We start from the raw sequence: 22,993 nt of genomic DNA on the forward strand, positions 1-22,993 counted from the left end.
TCCAAAGATATGTTAAGCCCGTGTGGCTCAGTGGTAGAGCACACCCTTGGTAAGGGTGAGGTCACGAGTTCAATCCTCGTCACGGGCTTTTGATAAAACTCGCATTTGCAACTGTAGATTGTGATTGTTTATCTTTATCAGTACGCTATCTTAAGAACTTACCGCACGCTATCTTAAGAACTTACCGCAGGTATGGCCTAGTGTGCAATCATCAGATAAGCGATCGCTAGAAACTTTAAGGTGAAAGAATTCTTACTCAAAAGACCGATTTTTATTCTTTGGGTGTGACTCTTCACTGATTACCAAATGTGTTGCTAAAGTAATAGACTTCCTAATAGGCAAGCTTCGGAAGATTGTCAAACAAATCCACATTTATAAGTTATAGGAATCCGGTTTGATTTCTGAATTTATTTGTGTAGGTAGGGAATAGGGAATGGGGAGTCGGGAGTAGGAAAGAAGCCTGATCTGAATGTACTGATTTTTTCCCAAATCAAATATCAGTCCTCTATGTTGCCGACGTGTTGTCAGTGAATACACGTATTTATGTAGATTAACTTGTTTAAATTTTAGCTATAAGTTACAGATAAATTCATCCATCTGGGAATACTAGATTGAGAAATTATCAGATAAATGTAATATGGTGAGCAATCTTGTGATTATTCCGGGATATCAACTTACACAAGAACTTTACAATGGTTCCAGAACGCTAGTTTATCGTGCAGTCAGAGACAGTGACTCAGTACCAGTAGTAATCAAACTACTGAAAAATCCTTATCCCAGTTTTAGCGAATTGTTGCTATTTCGCAATCAATACACCATTGGCAAAAATCTCAACTCACCTCTAATTATCCAAACATATAGCCTTGAGTCCCTACATAATGGCTATATGTTAGTTATGGAAGACTTTGGCGGAATTTCTCTCAAGGATTATTTTACGGAAAATCAGGGTGTTACCTCTTTAGAGGAGTTTTTAGCAATAGCGATCGCACTGTGCGACATCCTCAACCTACTCTACCACGAGCGAATTATTCATAAAGATATTAAACCCAGCAATATATTAATTAATCCTCAAACTAAGCAAGTTAAATTAATTGACTTTAGTATTGCTTCATTATTACCCAGAGAAACCCAAACTCTAGTTAACCCCAATGTTTTAGAAGGAACATTAGCTTATATCTCTCCCGAACAGACCGGGAGAATGAATCGGGGAATTGACTATCGCACAGATTTTTATTCCCTGGGTGTGACTTTCTATGAACTATTAACAGGAGAATTACCGTTTGCATCTAATGATGCGATGGAATTGGTGCATTCTCATATTGCGAAAGTTCCCACACTCATACATGAAATTCATCCAGATATCCCTTCAGTTATCTCAGAAGTTGTCAGTAAACTGATGGCGAAAAATGCTGAAGATAGATATCAGAGTGCATTAGGATTGAAATTTGATTTAGAAAGATGTCTAACTCAATTAAAAGAAACTGGTGAGATTGAAAGTTTTGAAATTGCACAGCGTGATGTGTGCGATCGCTTCATCATCCCTGATAAACTTTATGGCAGAGAAACCGAAGTAAAAACTCTACTTGAAGCCTTTGAGAGAGTCAGCCAAGGCGCAACAGAAATGATGTTGGTAGCGGGTTTTTCTGGAATTGGGAAAACAGCCGTTGTTAATGAAGTGCATAAACCGATTGTTAGACAACGGGGCTATTTTATTAAAGGTAAATACGACCAATTTCAACGCAATATTCCCTTTAGTGCATTTGTCCAAGCATTTCGTGATTTAATGGGGCAATTATTGACTGAAAGTGATGTACAGATTCAGCAATGGAGAAATCAAATATTAGAGGCTGTTGGGGAAAATGGACAGGTAATTATTGAAGTTATTCCCGAATTAGAAAAAATTATTGGACAACAACCACCAGCCCCAGAACTATCAGGAACAGCCGCCGAAAATCGCTTTAACTTATTATTTCAAAAATTCACCCAAGTTTTTACTACTAAAGAACATCCCTTAGTAATATTCCTTGATGATTTGCAATGGGCTGATTCTGCATCATTAAAATTAATGCAGCTATTAATGACAGATACTGGTCATCTTTTCATCATTGGTGCATATCGTGATAACGAAGTTTACCCAGCACATCCATTAATGCTGACCTTGAGTGAAATTCAGAAAACACAGGCAACAATTAACACAATTACCTTAGCACCCTTAAGTAAAGTTGAAGTCAATAAATTAGTTGCTGACACACTTAAATGTCCAGAAGAATTGGTATGGAATTTTTCTGAATTAATCTATCGAAAAACTCAAGGTAATCCATTTTTTGTTACCCAGTTTTTGAAAGCATTACATCAAGATGGACTGGTTAAATTTGATTTTGGATTAGGCTGTTGGCAATGTGATATAGCTGAAGTCAAGGCGCAATCAGTTACAGATGATGTTGTGGCTTTTATGAGTCTGCAATTGCAAAAACTACCGCCATCAACACAAAATATATTGCAGTTAGCGGCTTGTATTGGTAATCAATTTGATTTAGCAACTTTAGCCATTGTTTCATCACAATCGGAAATTGAAACAGCAGCTTGTTTATGGAAAGCATTACAAGAAGGATTAATCTTACCAATTGGTGATGTTTATAAGTTTTATGTCGGGCAAGAAACTCAAGCATCTACTCCAGAAAATCAACAAAACGTTAATTACAAATTTCTACATGACCGAGTGCAACAAGCCGCTTATTCTCTGATTCCTGATGACCAAAAACAAACAACTCATCTACAAATTGGACGCTTACTTCAACAACGATTGTTAGAGAATGAGCAAGAAGAAAGAATCTTTGATATTGTTGGGCATTTAAATCAAGGGCTGGGATTGATCACTCAAGCAAACGATCGCCAAACCCTAGCCCAATTAAACTTTCAAGCTGGGGTAAAAGCTCAAACCGCTACTGCTTATACCGCCGCTACCGAGTATTTCCAAATTGCGATCGCCCTTTTAGAGTCCGACTGCTGGCAAACACAATATGAATTAGCCCTAAATTTGTATGTAGCAGCTGCCGAAGCCAGTTATTTAAATGGTGATTTTGAGAGCATGGAACAACAGGCTGCACTAGTATTGCAGCAGGCAAAAACGATTTTTGACAAAGTGAAGATTTTTGAAATTCAAATCGCAGCCCAAACAGCTCGCAGCCAGATGTTAGAAGCGATCGCCATCGCCAGAGATGCACTAGCAGAATTTGGCATAGATTTACCCACACAAGCAGACGAAGCAAAGATTAGCCAAGCCTTACAAGACTTGCAAGGCCAACTCAACGGCAGAGAAATCGAGTCACTCATCGACTTACCCATGATGAGTGAACCCAAAGCGATCGCAGCAATGCAATTGTTGAAAATTTTGTTTGCACCCATATTGGTTGGTAATCCGAGTTTACTACCCCTGTTGAGTGCAACAATGGTACGCTTATCGCTGCAATTTGGTAATCATCCCGCCTCAACCATAGGATATGTAATTTATGGCATGGTATTATGTGCTTTTTTTAATGAGGTGGAAGTTGGCTACAAGTTTGGTTATTTAGCTATCTCGTTACATGAAAAGTTCAATAATCAGGCTATGAAATGCCTTGTCGCCGGCATTTTTGGAGGTTTTATCCAACATCGCCAACAATCACTTTTAACAACGCTATTGACGATGAAAGAAGCCTATACAGGTTGTATGGAAACTGGGAATTTTCTCTACGCTGGCTATAATATGCAAGGTCATGCCCATATCTCATTGTTCGCTAATGTTAACTTAGATACTTTGTCTGCCGAATTACCTCCTTACAGCCTTTTTTTGACCCAAGTGAAACAGGATGCGGCTTGTATTCTAGTAAACTCAGTGCATCAAGTAGTGGAGAATTTGCAAGAAACAGTCAGCCAACCTGATAACTTGATTGGCACTTTTTACAATGAAACACTAATGTGGCCGAAGCATCAGCAGGACAACGATCTCGTGCCTATCGCTTTTGGCTATGTCTACAAACTGATGCTTGCCTACTTGTTTAGCAATTATCAGAATGCCCTTGACTATATTCACCAAATCCAGCCCTATTTTATGGCAGCAGCCGGATCTGTGCATACTGGCATTTTCCACTTTTATGCTGCCCTCACACATCTAGCACTTTTACCCAGTCAGTCGCCAACCGAGTCAGCAGACATTCTGCTTCAGATGCAAAGCCATCAAAATATTCTGCATCAATGGGCGCAACAAGCAACCATGAATCACTTGCATAAATGGTATCTAGTGGAGGCTGAACGTCATCGGGTTTTGGGTGAAAAAATCGCTGCAACTGAATTTTATGACAAGGCAATTTCTGGGGCGAAAGCTAACGAATATATCCAAGAAGAAGCACTAGCTAACGAACTCGCCGCCAAATTTTATCTTGATTGGGACAAACAGCGTATAGCTCAAGAATATATGATTGAAGCTTACTATTGTTATGCCCGTTGGGGTGCAAAAGCCAAAGTCGCGGACTTAGAAAAACGTTATCCCCAATTGTTTGCACCCATATTACAGCAAAGCCGTTCGCCTCTTTCAACTAAAGAAACTATCTTCGCCTTGGGGACTGTGACATCTACTAGTTCGGGTACATCCAGCAGCAGTGTCTCCGATACTCTCGATTTAAAAGCAATTCTCAAAGCATCTCAGACGATCTCTGGTGAAATTGAACTGGACAAACTACTTGCATCATTACTTTCCATCATCATCGAAAATGCTGGGGCTGATAAATGCCTGTTGATGCTGTTGCAAGACAATCATCTGCTAATTCAAGGGGCAATTACCCAAGGAACAAAACCCATTGTGTTGCAAAGTCTTGCCATTGAAGACAGACAAGATATTCCCCACAAGCTGATTTATAAAGTCAAGCACAGTCAACAAACTGTTGTTTTATTGGATGCAACCGCAGATATCGCCTTTGCCAATGACCCCTATATTATCCGTCAACAGCCTCAAAGTATTTTGTGTAGCCCGATTTTGCATCAAGGTAAATTACTGGGGATTTTATATCTAGAAAATAATTTCCTAAAGGGAGCGTTCACGAGCGATCGCATCGAACTCCTGAATTTACTTTGCGCTCAAGCTGCCATTTCTCTAGAAAATGCCCAACTTTATCAACATTCTCAGGAATCAAAACAACAGCTAGAGCGATCGCTGGATGAGTTAAATTCTGCACAGATTCGCTTGCAAGCATCAGGACAACGCCTCCAGTTATTGGTACAACAAACTCCACTGGCAGTCATAGAGTGGGATACTAATTTCTGTGTTACTGACTGGAATCCAGCCGCAGAAAAAATATTTGGTTATAGCAAACAGGAAGTTTTGGGTAGTTCAGTCCAATTGATTATTCCTCCCCCGATTCAAACACAAATCAATCAGGTTACCACCGATCTTTTATTGCAGCAAGGTGGCAATTACTGTATCAATGAAAATATTACCAAGGATGGTAAAACTATTATTTGTGCTTGGTATAACAATCCGCTTGTCAATGCAGACGGTGAGTTAATTGGAGTTGCTTCCCTAGCAGATGATATTACTGAGCGCAAACTTGCCGAAGTCCAAATTCAACAAAAAGCACAAGAGCTACAAAAAGCATTACAAGATTTACAACAAGCCCAATTACAAATTATTCAAAGTGAAAAAATGTCCGCCTTGGGTAACTTAGTTGCTGGTGTCGCTCACGAAATGAATAATCCTTTAGGATTTATTGCTGCCAGTCTCAAACAAGCTAAACCCACCTTTGCCGATATTATCGAACATTTAAAAATTTATCAAGCAACTTTACCTGATAAAACTGAAGAAATCCTCGACCACGAGTCAGAAATTGACTTGGAATATACCATAGAAGACTTGCCTAAAATGCTGGATTCTATGACAATGGCTTGCGACAGATTAAAAAATATCAGCACTTCTCTACGCACTTTCTCCCGTGCTGATAGAGAATACAAAGTGCCATTTAATCTTCACGAAGGTATTGATAGTACAATTTTGATTCTCAAACATCGTCTCAAAGCTAACGAACAACGTCCAGCAATTGAAGTAATAACTAATTACGGTAATCTACCCCAAGTTGAATGTTTCCCTGGGCAATTAAATCAGGTATTCATGAATATTTTGGCTAATGCCATTGACGCATTAGAGGAATGGAGTCACGGCCGTAATTTTGAGGAAATTCAGGCTGACCCTAACTCCATTACAATTACCACATCAATAGTAGATAAATTTGTGAAAATCTCCATTACTGATAATGGTAAAGGCATGAGCGAAGAGGTAAAACGCAAAATCTTTGACCATTTATTTACAACAAAAGCTGTAGGTAAAGGTACAGGTTTAGGCTTGGCTATAGCTAAACAAATTGTCGAAGAAACCCACAGTGGTAAGTTGATTTGTAATTCTGTTGTGGGTGAAGGTACTGAGTTTGTGATGGAAATTCCAGTATTTTGAAATTTCTGAGCGTATCTGGGAATACTAACTACTGAGGTGTTGACAATAGTTTTACCTTATACCAATTCGCAATTCGCAATGACGCTCGCAGGCTCGCTAACGCTGCGCTAACGCAATTAAGAAATCTAGCTCCAGTAAGACTTTCCTGATTTCTATCTGTCGCATTCTTTTCTTAAATTGGTATTACTTGATTCAATAATACTTTTAAAAAATTCCCTCAGATACATTTTCATGAATGACGCAGATTATCAACAACGTTTAGCTGTAGCTAAAGCAGTTAAGCAATTTCGACAAAGACGAATCAACCGTCGTGAGTTCCTAAAATTTTTAGGATTGGCTGGCTTTGGTTTTAGTAGCGCCCGTTTTTTGAGTGGTTGCAGTCAGCCTTTACAAAAGCGATCGCCTCAAATTACTCCATCAGCACTAGCCGATCTGCCGATCCGCAATCCTGATACTGGCAAAGTGATCGGCGTATTGCGTAGTCAGTATAGCGCGGCTATTTTGCAACAGTTGATACTGCAAAACAACCAACTAGCTGGAGATTTCTCTTTTCCTATTTTGCTCGATGAAAACCATCTTCGCTTGGCACAAGCTGACCACGTAGATCAAGAAGCACCGACAAAACACCTGTTTCATCCGCTTGTTCCCTTAACTTCTAATCGCCTGGCTCAATTACAGTTGCAGGGTCGTTTACCCCGCCAACCTATTTAGTCTTCTGGTCTTGTTTGTTATAAATGCGGTAATTTACAGGCACAGATTTACCTAACAAATCCGTGTAATACAAGGTGATTAACTGAATTCCTTTGACAGCACGATGATGTCTACCTGAGTAATAGTAACCAATTAATTCTGTTATTTTTGGGTCACTATGAGGCTTGTCAATTACTGTATCATCTCCACTTAAAGTGCCTCCCATTAGATTGATGTTTGGCTTTATTTCTTCAAATAAATCCTTGGGTTCATATCGCTCACGTAACAAAAATCTATTGACACTATCATGCGACAAATCTTCCATGATTTCTGCCAAACGGGTGCAGCCTGGATATTTCGATTCTGCCAGCAGAAACAACGTATAAGTATCCAAGTCACATTTAGCGGTTGATGGTCTTGTAATCGCTCTAATTGTCCGAACCCTAAACAAAGACAAGTTAATTATCTGTTTTTAATGCCTCTGGTAACAAGTCATTGGTCACAAGTTAAGGTTGTGACCAATGAACACCGTCTCAATGCCAATGAACAACGTCCGGCGATTGAAGTTATTACTAAATACAGCGATTTACCAGAAGTAGAATGTTTTCCCGGTCAGCTAAATCAAGTATTTATGAATATTTTGGCGAATGCCATTGACTCATTAGATGAGTCAACTGCAAGTCTTAGTTATCAGGAAATAAAATCGAAGTCACTGGAAATTAATGTTAAAACATTTGTTGAAAATAATTACATAAAAATATCAATTCATGATAATGGCAAGGGTATAAGTGAAGAAATTAAACAAAGAATATTTGACCATTTATTTACTACTAAAGCAGTGGGAAAAGGTACAGGTTTAGGATTAGCTATAGCCAAACAAATTGTTGAACAAACTCACGGTGGAAAGTTGTCTTGCTATTCTATCCTCAGTGAAGGTACTGAATTCATTATTGAGATTCCCATGTAAATTTTATCTCTAGCTTACAGATAAAATTGTCTATCTGGGAATACTAGATTGAGAAATCATGAGAATGAACGCAATTATGATGAGCAACCTTGTTAGTATTCCCGGATATAATCTTGCTGAAGAACTCTACAATGGTTCGAGAACACTGGTTTATCGCGCAGTTCGAGAAATTGACTCAGTACCCGTAGTGATAAAACTGCTGAAAAATCCTTATCCCAGCTTTAGCGAACTGTTGTTATTTCGCAATCAATACACCATAGGGAAAAATCTCAACTCACCTCTAATTATTCAAACCTATAGCCTTGAAGCAATAAATAATGGCTATATGTTAGTCATGGAAGACTTTGGCGGAATTTCTCTCAAGGATTATTTCAGTAAAAATCAGAGTGTCACATCTGTTGAGGAATTTTTAGTTATAGCGATCGCACTCTGTAACACCTTAGACTTACTCTACCACGAGCGGATTATTCATAAAGATATCAAACCTAGCAATATCTTAATTAACCCCCAAACTAAACAAGTTAAATTAATCGACTTTAGCATTGCATCTTTACTACCAAGAGAAACCCAAACCCTAGTTAACCCGAATGTTTTAGAAGGAACACTTGCTTATATATCGCCAGAACAAACAGGGAGAATGAATCGCGGGATTGATTATCGCACAGATTTTTATTCTCTGGGTGTGACTTTCTTTGAATTACTCACAGGTGAGTTACCATTCTCATCTCATGATGCAATGGAATTGGTACATTCTCATATTGCGAAAATTCCGCCATTATTACACGCAATTAATCCAGATATCCCCTCGGTTATCTCAGAAATCGTCAAGAAATTGATGGCAAAAAATGCTGAAGATAGGTATCAAAGTGCATCAGGATTGAAATTTGATTTAGAAAAATGTCTAAATCAGTTAAAAGAAACTGGGCAAATTAAAAGCCTTGAGCTTGGACAAAGGGATTTGTGCGATCGCTTCATCATTCCTGATAAACTTTATGGCAGAGAAACCGAAGTCAACACTCTACTAGAAGCATTTGAAAGAGTCAGCCAGGGTGCAACAGAAATGATGCTGGTAGCTGGGTTTTCGGGAATTGGTAAAACGGCGGTTGTTAACGAAGTGCATAAACCGATTGTCAGACAACGCGGCTATTTTATTAAAGGCAAATATGAGCAATTTCAACGCAATATTCCCTTCAGTGCATTTGTCCAAGCATTCCGTGATTTAATGGGGCAATTACTCTCGGAATCTGATGTAAAATTGCAAACTTGGAAAACTAAGCTTCTGGAAGCTATCGGCGAAAATGGACAAATTTTAATTGACGTAATTCCAGAGTTAGAACGCATTATTGGTATTCAACCACCAGCCCCAGAACTATCAGGAATTGCTGCCGAAAATAGATTTAATTCACTATTGCAAAATTTTGTGCAAGTTTTTACTAATCAAGAACATCCCTTAGTGATATTTTTAGATGACTTACAATGGGCAGATTCGGCATCCTTGAAATTGCTGCAACTGTTGATACAAGATACAAAATATTTATTACTCTTGGGCGCATATCGAGATAATGAAGTATCACCAAATCACCCATTCATACTTGCTGTAAATGAGCTAGAAAAAGCCGATGCAGTAGTGAATAAAATTATCCTCCAAGCATTAAGCGAAATCAATCTCAATCAGCTAGTCACAGATACACTAAACTGTGAATCATCACTTGCCCAACCTTTGACAACACTAATTTATCAAAAAACCCAAGGTAATCCTTTTTTCGCTACCCAGTTTCTCAAAGCTTTAAATAACGATAATTTCATTACATTTGACTTAGAATCCCGTCATTGGCAGTGTAATATTGCTCAAGTGAAATCTTTAGCTATTACTGATAATGTAGTGGAATTTATGTCCTTACAACTGCAAAAGTTTCCCCAACAAACTCAAAATATTCTCAAATTTGCAGCTTGTATAGGGGCGCAGTTTGACTTACAGACGTTGGCTATTATTTCTGAACAAGTACCAGAAACAACAGCAGCAGATTTATGGAAAGCTTTGCAAGCAGGACTAATTATTCCAAATACAGAAATTTATAAATTTTTTGTTCAATCTGAAGATATATCTGCTGATTATGCAGCAGCTAATCCAGTTTATCGCTTTTTACATGACCGCGTTCAACAAGCAGCTTATTGCCTAATTCCTGATGACCAAAAGCAAGTCACCCATCTCAAAATCGGACAGTTACTTTTGCAAAATTCTACCGAAATAGAACAAGAAGAAAAATTGTTTGATATTGTGGGACATTTGAACCAAGGACAAGCATTAATTAATCAGCCACAGGAACGAGAAGCGTTAGCAGAACTTAACTTGAAAGCTGGGAATAAAGCCCGAAATTCTACTGCTTACACCGCCGCTAGAGAGTATTTCCAGATTGGAATTGAGTTACTAGAAATCAATTGTTGGCAAAATCAGTATGAATTAGCTTTAAATTTGTATGTTGCAGCAACAGAAGCCAGTTATTTAAATGGTGATTTTGACGGTATGGAACAACTTGCAGCATTGGTATTGCAGCAAGCACAAACCATTCTCGACAAAGTGAAAATTTACGAAATTCAAATTGCTGCCCTCACAGCTAGTAGTCAAATATTAGCAGCGATCGCCGTAGGTAGAGAAGTTCTCGCCCAATTGGGAGTGGAATTACCCACCCAAGTAGACGAAACTGATATTGGCCAAGCCTTAGCAGCAGTGAACCAGCAACTCCAAGGTAGAGAAATTGCTTCCCTGATTGACGTACCTCTGATGAGTGAACCTCAAACTCAAGCTGCAATGCAGATATTAAGTATGTTGTTTCCACCAGTTTTACTGGGAATGCCAAGTTTAATGCCCATTCTCGGCACGACGATGGTAAGCTTATCCCTAAAATTTGGCAATACTCCCGCTTCAATCCCTGGCTATGCAATTCATGGGATGGTGATGTGTGCCTTTTTTGGGGAAGTTGAAATCGGTTATGAGTTTGGTAAATTAGCCCTCTCCTTACTGGAAAAATTCAACGCCCAGAGGATGAAGTGCATCACTTTCACCCTGTTTGGGCCTTTCATCCATCATCGCCGAGAAGCACTATCAAAAACCCGACTCATCCTCAAAGAAGGGTATGTAGCAGGGATGGAAACTGGTGATTTTTTCTATGCTGGCTACATCATCCTCAGTTATGCTGCTATCCTACTGTTCGCTGATGTAGAACTAAATGCTGTAGCTGCTGAATTACCTGCTTATAATGCTGGTCTAGCCCAAGTAAAACAAGATTCGGCGCGGACTTATTTGGCGATGATGCAGCAAACAGCAGAGCAATTGCGAGAACCTGTCAACCAACCTGATTGCTTGATTGGCACTTGCTACGATGAAACAGCAATGTTTCCCAAGCACAAACAAGATCAAGATATCGGCGCATTTGCCTGCGCTTATAGCTATAAGCTACTACTTGCCTATTCTTTTGGCAATTATCACGCTGCTCTCGAATATATTACCCAAGGTCAGTCCTGTTTAATAGCATTGTCAGGAATAATTATTGTTCCCCTATTCCATTTTTATGCAGCCCTCACCTACCTTGCAGGTATTTCCACAGCAGGCGAGGAAATACTCGCCAAAGTTGAAAGCCATCAAACTGTTCTGTACCAGTGGGCGGAAAATGCCCCCATGAATTATTTACACAAATGGCATTTAATAGAAGCAGAAAAGTGTCGAGTTTGTGGTGATAAATTAGCCGCCATAGAAAATTATCAACAAGCCATTAACCTTGCTAAAACTAACCAATTCCTCAATGAAGAAGCCTTAGCCAACGAACTTGCTGCCAAATTCTATCTTGATTGGGGCCAAGAAAAAATCGCCCAAACATACATGATGGAGGCTTATTACTGTTATTCCCGTTGGGGTGCAAAAGCCAAAGTCGTTGATTTAGAACGCCGCTATCCCCAATTACTGCTATCAATTCTGCACAAACAACAACCGGCTTTCAAACCAACAGAAACCATCCTTTCTATCTCTTCTCACACAATCCAAAGTTCCTCCCTGAACAATACTAGCCTCTCACAAGCCCTCGATTTAGCAACTATTCTCAAAGCCTTTCAATCGCTTTCGAGTGAAATTGAGTTAGAGAAATTACTCTCAACTTTACTGAAAGTAATCCTGGAAAATGCCGGAGGTGATAAATGTGCATTACTCATACCAAAAGGTGATTGTTGGGCAATTGAGGCATTATCTCAACTGCAACAACCTGAGATAATTTTACAATCTCTGCCTTGTGAGGAAATAGTACCTGTTAGCTTAATTAATCGAGTTAAAAATACTCTGGTCTTGGCTGTTGTGGAAAATGCCATAGTCGAGCCAACTTTACTGACTGATCCTTATATTCAGCACCATGCACCCAAGAGTATTTTCTGTGCGCCAATTGTCAACCAAGGCAAATTGATTGGCATTTTGTACTTAGAAAATAATTTAACACTGGGAGCATTTACGAGCGAACGCGTTGAACTACTCAACTTACTCTGCACTCAAGCGGCAATTTCTCTAGAAAATGCCAAACTTTATCATCAATTAGAGAATTATTCTCACACTCTCGAACAAAAAGTAGCAGATCGCACACAGGAATTAACAGCCAAAGCCACTCAGTTAGAATCAACACTCAATCAACTTTACTCGACCCAAGCCCAACTAATTCAAGCTGAAAAAATGTCCAGTTTGGGACAGCTAGTGGCGGGAATTGCCCATGAAATTAATAATCCGATTAATTTCATCTATGGCAACTTAGCAGCAGCCAATGAATATGTTACATCCTTAATTGAGTTAAATCATTTATATCAGTCATTTTATCCGCAAACATTGCCAGAAATTGACCAGAAAATTGCCGAAATCGACCTAGAATTTATCTTAAATGATTTACCCAATCTCCTATCTTCCATGAAGGTGGGTTCAGAACGCATCCGTCAAATTGTGCTGTCACTGCGAAACTTTTCCCGCCTAGATGAATCAGAAATCAAAGAAGTAGACATTCACTCTGGTCTGGAAAGTACATTGTTAATTTTGCAGCATCGACTTCAGAGTAATAGTCAACATCCAGAAATTATAGTCATCAAACAATATGGAGTATTACCTTTAGTTAATTGTTATGCTTCGGCACTCAATCAAGTTTTTATGAATATCATCAACAATGCCATCGATGCTTTAGAAACATCAGATAAAAATTGCCACCCGACTATCAAAATTCAGACAGAGTTAACTGAATATAAAACTATCATTATTCGCATTGCGGATAACGGTCTAGGAATGAATAATTCGGAGCAGAATCAGATATTTAATCCCTTTTTCACGACAAAACCAGTAGGTAGTGGTACTGGCTTAGGACTGTCAACTAGCTATTCGATTGTTGTAGAAAAACATGGGGGTAAGTTAAGCTGTATTTCCGCACCAGGAGAGGGCGCAGAATTTATCATTGAAATCCCTGTGTAAATAAATTGTACCTCTCACTTACAGATAAACTTATCTATCTGGGAATACTAGATCCAGAAATCATCAGGATCGGCGCAATATGGTGAGCAACCTTGTTAGTATTCCCGGATATCATCTTGCAGAAGAACTCTATAATGGTTCGAGAACATTGGTTTATCGCGCTGTTAGAGAAAGGGACTCAGTACCAGTAGTGATAAAACTGCTGAAAAATCCTTATCCCAGTTTTAGCGAACTGTTGTTATTTCGCAATCAATACACCATCGGGAAAAATCTCAACTCACCCCTAATTATCCAAACCTATAGCCTGGAAGCAATAAATAATGGCTATATGTTAGTCATGGAAGACTTTGGCGGAATTTCCCTCAAGGATTATTTCAGCAAAAATCAGAGTGTCACATCTTTAGAGGAGTTTTTAGTTATAGCGATCGCACTCTGTAACACCTTAGACTTACTCTACCACGAGCGAATTATTCATAAAGATATTAAACCCAGCAATATCTTAATTAATCCTGAAACCAAGCAAATCAAATTAATCGACTTCAGCATTGCATCTTTACTACCCAGAGAAACCCAAACCCTAGTTAACCCCAATGTATTAGAAGGCACACTTGCTTATATCTCTCCTGAACAAACCGGGAGAATGAACCGGGGTATTGATTATCGCACAGATTTTTATTCTTTGGGTGTGACTTTCTTTGAATTACTCACAGATGAGTTACCATTCTTATCAAATGATCCAATGGAATTGGTACATGCTCATCTTGCGAGAATTCCGCCATTATTACACGAAATTAAGCCAGATATCCCCTCAGTTATCTCAGAAATCGTCAATAAATTAATGGCGAAAAATGCCGAAGATAGATATCAAAGTGCGTTGGGGTTGAAACTTGATTTAGAAAAATGTCTACATCAGCTAAAAGAAACTGGTGAAATTCAAAGCTTTGAAATTGCGACTAGGGATTTGTGCGATCGCTTCATCATCCCCGATAAACTCTATGGAAGAGATACAGAAGTTCAAACCCTACTAGAAGCCTTTGAGAGAGTCAGCCAAGGTGTAACAGAAATGATGCTGGTAGCTGGGTTTTCTGGAATTGGTAAAACAGCAGTTGTTAACGAAGTGCATAAACCAATTGTTAGACAACGCGGCTACTTTATTAAAGGTAAATATGACCAATTTAATCGCAATATTCCCTTGAGTGCATTTGTGCAAGCTTTCCGCGATTTAATGGGGCAATTATTGACCGAAAGCGATGTACAAATAGAACAATGGAAACATAAAATATTAGATGTTGTCGGTGAAAATGGACAAGTAATTATTGAAGTCATTCCCGAATTAGAAAACATTATTGGTCAACAACCACCAGCTACAGAACTTTCAGGAACAGCAGCACAAAATCGCTTTAATTTATTATTTCAAAAATTCACCCAAGTCTTTACAACTAAAGAACATCCTTTAGTGATGTTTCTCGATGATCTACAATGGGCTGATTCGGCATCACTAAAATTAATGCAGCTATTAATGACTGACACAGGTCATCTTTTGATTATTGGTGCATATCGTGATAACGAAGTCCATCCCGGACATCCATTATTATTGACATTGAGTGAAATTCAAAAAACATCAGCTATTTTTAATAAAATTACTTTAGCGCCCTTGAGTAAAAAACAAGTAAATTACCTTGTCGCTGACACACTAAAATGTTCAGAATATATCGCAGGTAATCTTTCAGGATTAATATTTCAAAAAACTCAAGGCAATCCGTTTTTTGCTACCCAGTTTATTAAAGCATTATATCAGGAAAATATCATTTATTTTGATTTTGAATTGGGCTGTTGGCAATGTGATATTTCCCAAGTGACAATGCAAGCAGTTACAGATGATGTTGTGGCTTTTATGAGTTTGCAATTGCGGAAACTGCCCTCATCAACTCAATCCGTATTGCAGTTAGCAGCTTGTATTGGCAATTCTTTTGATTTAGCAACTTTAGCGATTGTTTCCGAACAATCGGAAATTGAAGCAGCAGCCTGTTTATGGAAAGCATTACAAGAAGGGTTGATTGTACCAATTGGTGATGTTTATAAATTTTATGTTGGGCAAGAAACTCTACTACCTCCTTCAGCAAATCAACAGAATGTTGCCTACAAATTTCTACATGATCGCATTCAACAAGCTGCTTATTCCCTAATTCCTGATGAGCAAAAACAGAAAACTCACTATCAAATTGGTCAACTGCTACGGCAACAGATTCATCCAGATGCAAGAGTTGAACGCATTTTTGAAATCGTCAATCAATTAAATTATGGAACTTCTTTAATTAGCGAACAAACACAACGAATAGAACTAGCACAACTGAACCTCATTGCCTGTCGCAAAGCCAAAAATTCTACCGCTTATAAAGCAGCCCGTGAATATGCCACAGTGGGATTATCTTTTTTGGGAGAACAGACTTGGCAACAGCAATATGAAATGAGTCTCACCTTCCATGAAATAGCGGCGGAGGTAGCAATGTTATGTGGTGACTTTGAGGTAATGGAAGAATTGATTGATACTGTCATCCACCAGACACATTCTTTGCTAGAGCAAGTTAGTGTTTACTGTTTGAGAATTCAAGCCAAAATTTCCCAGCATCAACTTATTGAAGCACTGGCAATTGGGATTGAGCTTCTACAAAAGTTGGGCATAACAATCAACGAATCATCTACACCAGAAGATATTCAACAGTCAATTCAAGAAATTAATAATCTGATTGGAGATAGGAAAATCAAAGATTTCATTCATCTCCCCAGGATGATAGATGATAAAATTATTGCTATTTTCCAGATTACCAGTAGCATTATTTCAGCAGCTTACATCTGTGGATCTCCCTTGTTCCCATTATTGACTGCCCTCTCAGTTAAATTATCCCTGACCTATGGAAACATATCTGATTCACCCAAATACTATGCTGTCTATGGCATTGTTATCTGTAATCTTTTACAAGATATAGATTTGGCGACAGAATTTGGCCAGTTAGCATTGGATATGGTCTTAAAATTTGATGCCAAAGTGACTAAACCTGAAGTGTTAATGTTGCAGGGAGGGTTTATTCTCCACCGCAAATCTCACATCAGAGAAACGTTACCACTCTTGAGCGAGAGCTATACAACTGCTCTAGAAGTAGGAAACCTGCAATTTCTTGGAAATGCTGGACATTGTTTCTGCCTGAATGCTTTTTGGTGCGGTCAGCCCCTTACCACTGTAGAACAGGATACACAAAATTACTATAAGGGTTTGATGCAATCTAACCAATTAACAACTGCCAATTACTGCCGCATCTATTGGCAATCTGTGTTAAATTTACTTGGCTTTGCAAATTACCCTACCATTTTATCTGGTTCAGCACTGCAAGAGACAGAATTTCAGCCACTGCTGCGATCTGCAAATGACCTGTTTGGGTTGTATTACTTCTATTTGTATAAGCTAATGCTTTGCTTTTTGTTTGGGGAATTTGAGCAAGCTAACAACTATACCCTGGAGTGCAGGAACTATTTAATGGCGGCTGGAGGAACAGTCGGTACACCTGTATTTTATTTTTATGATTCTTTGATTGCCATAGCAGAGTTAAGTCAACTCTCAGATGAGGTATCAACAGTATTAGAACGGGTGGAAAAAAATCAAACTCAATTACAGCTATGGGCGCACTATGCACCCATGAATCACCAGCATAAATTTGATTTGGTGGAGGCAGAAAAATGTCGTGTTTTAGGACAAAAAGCCGAAGCAGGTGAACTGTACGATCGCGCTATTTCCGGTGCTAAAGCCAATGGCTATATCCAAGAAGAAGCTTTAGCCAACGAATTAGCCGCCAAATTTTACCTTGGTTGGGGGAAAGAGAAAATCGCCGCAGGTTATATGCAGGAGGCATATTATTGTTATGCCCGTTGGGGATCAAAAGCCAAAGTTGCCGACTTAGAACAAGGCTATCCCCAATTACTCGCACCCATATTACAGCAAAGCCGTTCTGTTGTTTCCACTAACGAAACAATCTTTCCCTTGGGAACTGTGACATCTACCAGTGCAGCTACATCTAATAGCACCAGTATCTCAGATACTTTAGATTTAACAGCAATTCTCAAAGCATCTCAAACTATCTCCGGTGAAATCGAACTAGACAAACTACTTGCATCGTTGCTTACCATCGTGATTGAAAATGCCGGGGCTGATAAATGTGTGTTAATGCTCTTGCAGGACAATCATTTACTAATTCAAGGTTCAATTACTCAGGGTTCTGAGCCAATTTTGTTGCAAAGTCTTGCCATTGCAGACAGCCCGGATATTCCCCACAAACTCATTTACAAAGTCAAGCATAGTCAACAAACTGTAGTATTGTTGGATGCAACCGCAGATATGACTTTCGCCAATGACCCCTATATTATCCGTCAACAACCCAAGAGTATCTTGTGTAGTCCGATTTTACATCAAGGTAAGTTGCTGGGTATTTTATATCTAGAAAATAATTTAGTGACGGGGGCGTTTAAGAGCGAACGCATCGAACTACTCAACCTACTTTGCGCCCAAGCTGCCATTTCCCTAGAAAATGCCCGACTTTATCAACGTTCTCAGGAATACAGCCAACAACTAGAGCGATCGCTTCATGAGTTAAAAACTACTCAATCCCGCTTCCATAATCTAGTAGATAACGTTCCTGGGGTGGTGTATCAGTTCCTCATGGCTCCCGATGGTTCGGTATCAATGCCTTATATGAGTAATGACTGTTATGATCTCTATGAAATCACCGCCGAACAGGCGATCTCTAATGTGCAGATCCTCTTGGATATGGTGCATCCTCTGGATGCCGAATCTCAGCATCAGTCTATTGCAGATTCGGTTAAAACCTTAACTCCTTGGCGTTGGGAGGGGCGAATTATTACCCCCTCTGGAATTATGAAGTGGATTCACGGTGAAGCGCGACTAGAAAAACTTGTGGATGGTACGTTAGTGTGGGATGGATTGTTACTGGATATTAGCGAACGTAAACAAGCTGAACTGGCCTTACAACAAGCCCAATTACAAATCGTCCAAAGTGAGAAAATGTCAGCTTTGGGTAACTTAGTCGCTGGTGTCGCTCACGAAATGAATAATCCTTTGGGTTTTATTGCTGCCAGTCTCAAGCAAGCTAAACCCACCTTTGCTGATATTATTGAACATTTGAACATCTATCAAGAGACTTTCCCGGATAAAAGTGCAGAAATCCTCGACCACGAGTCAGAAATTGATTTGGAATATACCTTAGAAGACCTGCCAAAAATACTCGATTCTATGACAATAGCTTGTGATAGATTGAAAAACATTAGCACATCTCTACGTACTTTCTCCCGTGCTGATCGAGATTACAAAGTGCCATTTAATCTTCACGAAGGTATTGATAGTACAATCTTAATCCTCAAGCATCGTCTCAAAGCTAACGAACAACGTCCAGCAATTGAAGTAATAACTAATTATGGTGATTTACCCCAAGTTGAATGTTTCCCTGGGCAATTAAATCAGGTATTCATGAATATATTAGCTAATGCCATTGATGCTTTAGAAGATTCCAACCACGGACGTAATTTTGAGGAAATTCAGGTTGACCCTAACTCCATTACAATTACCACATCAATAGCAGATAAATTTGTGAATATCTCCATTGCTGATAATGGTAAAGGCATGAGTGAAGAGATTAAACGAAAAATATTTGACCATTTATTTACTACTAAAGCAGTGGGAAAAGGTACAGGTTTAGGATTAGCTATAGCCAAACAAATTGTCGAACAAACTCACGGTGGAAAGTTGTATTGTCAATCTATCCTCGGTGAAGGTACTGAATTTATCATCCATTTGCCGTTGTAAAATCAACAGAACTGCAAGCGGTGTTAGCGTAGCGGTAGCAACGTAGGAGCGTCAGCATTGCGTTGGGTGGGTTCTTCAACTTGTAGCACGTCGCGTCATGGAGAAATGAGAGTTTGAAAGGTGTTTTGCGTAAGACCTGTAAAAATGGGTATAAGGATGTGAGGGTTTGAGGGCTTCTCTCGTGGCACCTCTATACCCCTTAGTCTTTCCAAAACCCTTGATTGTTCGTCTCCAGAGTTATTCCTCATCAACAAACTTTCAGGAACCCTGCTTATATTCACTACGCTATGGTTGTCCAATTTAGACAAATTTTCAATCAACAGTGGTCTTGGAGAGCTTTCCCTTGGCTGAAGAAATGCCTTACCTCACTCACGTATAAAACGCTGCTGAATATGGCATTGCGAGTAACAATGGTAGTACTTCTATCTGCTGGGGTAAGCTATGCTCATGTGATGTCGCGTTTAGAAAGCCAAACCCAAGCACAACTGGAAAAATATATTCAAGAAAGAGGAGACCAAGAAAGTAGCCTTTTTCAGCTTGCACAGGATAACATAGCTGCGTTGCGCGATCGCCTGTTGCTAGAATTTCAGCAACCTACAAATATTAATGTTCAAAGCGAATTTGAACGCGAGTATTTTTCTTGGAATGATGGTAGTCTTCGCAATTTTCCACAAAATCGACCGATTCAAGAATTTGATTCTACTCGATATGCCAGTTCAGCCATTAGTCTCAAGACACCGCTAACTACAGAATTCAAGCAGAGGATGTTAATTGCTAACACGATCATTTCTGCTTACGGGGCTGCTTGGTCTCATCGATTTGTCAATACCTATTTTCTAGCACCAGAAAATGCTGGGGTAAATTATTGGAATGGCGTACCGATGGCCTTGCAAGCACCGCCTGATATCTATATCCCAAATGAAGAATACTTTTATATTGCCGCTCCTCAACACAACCCTGCCCGCTTACCACAGTGGACAGGTGTTTACCTTGACCCCATTGTCAAAGTCTGGATGGTTTCGGCTGTTTTACCAATTTATCAGGGCGATCGCTTTTTAGGAGTTGTGGGACATGATGTGGTTTTAACCAGCTTGATACAGCATACAACCCAGAATCAATTACCAGGAACATACAATCTCATTTTTCGTGCAGATGGCCGTTTACTTGTCGATCCCCATCACACACCAGAAATTCAGCAAGCTCAAGGTCAACTGAAAATCGATGCAATTCCTGACCCCCATCTCCAGCGCATTTTTCAGTTAGTCACTAACACTTCCGCAAAAACCCAAGTCCTCAACAATAGCCAAGACCGTGAATATCTCGCAGTGACTCGCTTGAAAGGGCCAAACTGGTATTTTGTCACAGTCTATCCCCAATCATTGCTATCAGGAACAGCTTGGGATATGGCTCAATTTATTTTAATATCTGGTGCCGTGGCATTACTGGTTGAAGTTTTATTATTGTTGTCGGTTTTGCAACAACAAATCGCTAAACCACTGCAAACATTAACCGCCGCTAGTCAGCAAATTGCTAATGGTGACTTTGCAATTAATTTGGATACTAATCGCCAAGATGAACTTGGAGAACTCGCCAGTTCTTTCAACAGCATGGTAAATCAGTTAAAGACTTCTTTTATTGAACTAGAACAGATAAATAATGCCTTAGAACTAAAAGTTGATGAACGCACAATAACATTACAAAAGACACTTCAAGAATTGCAACGTACCCAAACCCAAATGATTCAAAGCGAAAAAATGTCTGCTTTGGGTCAACTGGTAGCAGGTGTAGCCCATGAAATCAATAATCCTGTTAGTTTTATTTATGGGAACCTCAGCTATATCGAAACTTACATCGCAGATTTGTTGAAATTTATCCAACTATATCAGCATTACTATCCTCATCCAGTAGCAGAAATTAAAATCGAGGCTGACAAATTGGATTTGGCATTTGCTCTCGATGATTTGCCCAAGATGGTGGCTTCGATGAAAATCGGCACAGAGCGAATTCGTGAAATTGTGTTATCATTACGAAATTTTACTCGTTTAGATGAAGCCGAATTTAAAGCAGTTAATATTCATGAGGGTATTGATAGTACATTATTAATTTTACAAAATCGTCTGAGAGAGCAAGCACAACGCCCAGCCATAGAAGTTGTAAAACAATATAGTAATTTACCTTTGATTAGCTGTTATCCTGGACAACTCAATCAGGTATTTATGAATATTATATCTAATGCTATTGATGCCATAGAACTTGCAAATAAGCAGCTTAGTAGAACAGAAAAAACAAGATATAAAAATCAAATATTGATTCAGACTCAAGTGTTATCAGAAAACCAAGTTATGATTTCTATTGTAGATAATGGATCAGGAATTCATGACGCTATAATCACCAAAATATTTGACCCATTTTTCACAACTAAAGATGTGGGTAAAGGTTCTGGATTGGGTTTATCTATCAGTTATCAAATTGTGACTGAATTACATCAAGGTCAACTTCATTGTCATTCGATATTAGGCACAGGCACAGAGTTTGTGATTACTTTGCCTGTGCAAACTAAACGCAGACTTTGATTGCAGATATAAATATTTGGTGTGGCGTTGCATAATTGCGGGATCATTTATCTCATACCATTTCACTCTAAACATGATACAGATAGGCAAGCAGCGCCTCGACTCCGCTCGGCGACCGGAAACAAAGGTGTAGAGGAAGTGATTTGTATCAGTAATTTCGTGAATTGGTATCACGCAGAGGCGCAGAGATGCAGAGAGAATCAGGAGTTAAAAATTTCAATAAATCAAAATTCATCCCCTGATTCAGCAATGCCGAATATTTTATTTAAAAATATAAATATTGGTGCGATCGCTCAAATAATACATCTATTTACCAAATTTCGATACAGCCAGACTATTCCATAAATACCAGCGCCAAGGCAAGTCTACACCTTTAGTCAAACCAATGCGCGTAGTCTGAATTAACGAGAGATTTCCTTGTTCTAGCTGTTGTTGAAACTCAGGCTGGCGGTGTTCTAACCAGAGGGGTTGACCAAATTCTAGGGGTATTGCATTCAATGTCAAATCAATTTTCAAAGCGCGGCAAAGTTTACCCGGCCCGGCGGCGATGCGATGTGGTTTGAGTTTTTCTTGATGATCAACCCAGGTAGGGACTTGCTCTAACTCCAAGGCGCGAAGAAGCACCGCACTAGGAATTCCCTCTTTGTCAGTTACCACATTCAAGCAGTGGTAAACACCATAAATTAAGTACACATAAGCTTTTCCAGCCGCATCAAACATGACCTGATTGCGAGTAGTCCGACTACGATAAGCGTGCATTGCTGGATCATCGGGTGCATAGGCTTCTGTTTCGACAATTATTCCCCGAAAAATTCTACCATCTGGCATTTGTCTTACTAGAGTACAGCCAATCAATTCAGGAGCCACTAAAGTTGAGGAACGAGTCAGCCAAGTTGCATCAATGTTAGATGTCATAAACTAGGGGCTAGGG

General features: G+C 39.3%; 6 protein-coding genes, 1 tRNA gene and 2 pseudogenes. 7 read left to right on the forward strand and 2 right to left on the reverse strand.

The window, feature by feature from the left end; translation table 11 throughout:
* The first annotated feature begins 16 nt into the window (after positions 1–16).
* The 3 genes from H6G79_RS25995 to H6G79_RS26005 all read left to right on the forward strand — a co-directional run bounded on the left by H6G79_RS25995 (position 17) and on the right by H6G79_RS26005 (position 7,189).
* Positions 17–88 (forward strand) — tRNA-Thr (locus tag H6G79_RS25995).
* 549 nt (positions 89–637) lie between these two features.
* Positions 638–6,478, forward strand: a complete 5,841-nt coding sequence (locus tag H6G79_RS26000) for an AAA family ATPase (protein ID WP_190591549.1) — start codon at positions 638–640, stop codon at positions 6,476–6,478.
* A gap of 231 nt (positions 6,479–6,709) precedes the next feature.
* Complete coding sequence (locus tag H6G79_RS26005; protein WP_190591550.1) at positions 6,710–7,189, forward strand: hypothetical protein; 480 nt, start codon at positions 6,710–6,712, stop codon at positions 7,187–7,189.
* On the opposite strand, the pseudogene H6G79_RS26010 reads toward H6G79_RS26005, so the two are convergent.
* A pseudogene (locus H6G79_RS26010) lies at positions 7,185–7,541 on the reverse strand (IS701 family transposase); the annotation flags it as partial. The gene H6G79_RS26005 and the pseudogene H6G79_RS26010 sit on opposite strands and share 5 nt — an antisense overlap.
* 150 nt (positions 7,542–7,691) lie before the next feature.
* On the opposite strand from H6G79_RS26010, the pseudogene H6G79_RS26015 reads away from it, so the two are divergent.
* From H6G79_RS26015 to H6G79_RS26030, 4 genes and pseudogenes are all read left to right on the forward strand, one after another.
* Positions 7,692–8,135, forward strand: a pseudogene (locus tag H6G79_RS26015) (sensor histidine kinase); the annotation flags it as partial.
* Between the two features lie 76 nt (positions 8,136–8,211).
* A complete protein-coding gene (locus tag H6G79_RS26020) occupies positions 8,212–13,620 on the forward strand; it encodes an ATP-binding sensor histidine kinase (RefSeq protein WP_190591553.1) in 5,409 nt (1,802 codons plus the stop codon).
* 79 nt (positions 13,621–13,699) lie between these two features.
* Positions 13,700–19,489, forward strand: coding sequence for an ATP-binding sensor histidine kinase (locus H6G79_RS26025; protein WP_190591554.1), 5,790 nt, complete (start codon positions 13,700–13,702; stop codon positions 19,487–19,489).
* Positions 19,490–19,899: 410 nt separating this feature from the next.
* The gene (locus H6G79_RS26030; RefSeq protein WP_242048557.1) at positions 19,900–22,062 is read left to right on the forward strand and encodes an ATP-binding protein; all 2,163 of its coding nucleotides are present in this window, start codon (positions 19,900–19,902) and stop codon (positions 22,060–22,062) included.
* A gap of 306 nt (positions 22,063–22,368) precedes the next feature.
* Here H6G79_RS26030 and H6G79_RS26035 read toward each other — a convergent pair whose 3' ends face one another.
* Positions 22,369–22,977, reverse strand: a complete 609-nt coding sequence (locus H6G79_RS26035) for a DNA-3-methyladenine glycosylase (protein ID WP_190591555.1) — start codon at positions 22,975–22,977, stop codon at positions 22,369–22,371.
* Positions 22,978–22,993 lie beyond the last annotated feature (16 nt).

Origin of the sequence: Anabaena sp. FACHB-83, from assembly GCF_014697485.1 — a bacterium.
Taxonomy (GTDB): domain Bacteria; phylum Cyanobacteriota; class Cyanobacteriia; order Cyanobacteriales; family Nostocaceae; genus Nostoc_B.

Excerpts from the sequence above, each read along its gene's own strand:
- H6G79_RS26030 (WP_242048557.1), top strand. The coding sequence starts at position 19,900 with ATGGTAGTACTTCTATCTGCTGGGGTAAGCTATGCTCATGTGATGTCG.
- H6G79_RS26025 (WP_190591554.1), top strand. The coding sequence starts at position 13,700 with ATGGTGAGCAACCTTGTTAGTATTCCCGGATATCATCTTGCAGAAGAA.
- H6G79_RS26005 (WP_190591550.1), top strand. The coding sequence starts at position 6,710 with ATGAATGACGCAGATTATCAACAACGTTTAGCTGTAGCTAAAGCAGTT.
- H6G79_RS26020 (WP_190591553.1), top strand. The coding sequence starts at position 8,212 with ATGATGAGCAACCTTGTTAGTATTCCCGGATATAATCTTGCTGAAGAA.
- H6G79_RS26000 (WP_190591549.1), top strand. The coding sequence starts at position 638 with ATGGTGAGCAATCTTGTGATTATTCCGGGATATCAACTTACACAAGAA.
- H6G79_RS26035 (WP_190591555.1), bottom strand. The coding sequence starts at position 22,977 with ATGACATCTAACATTGATGCAACTTGGCTGACTCGTTCCTCAACTTTA.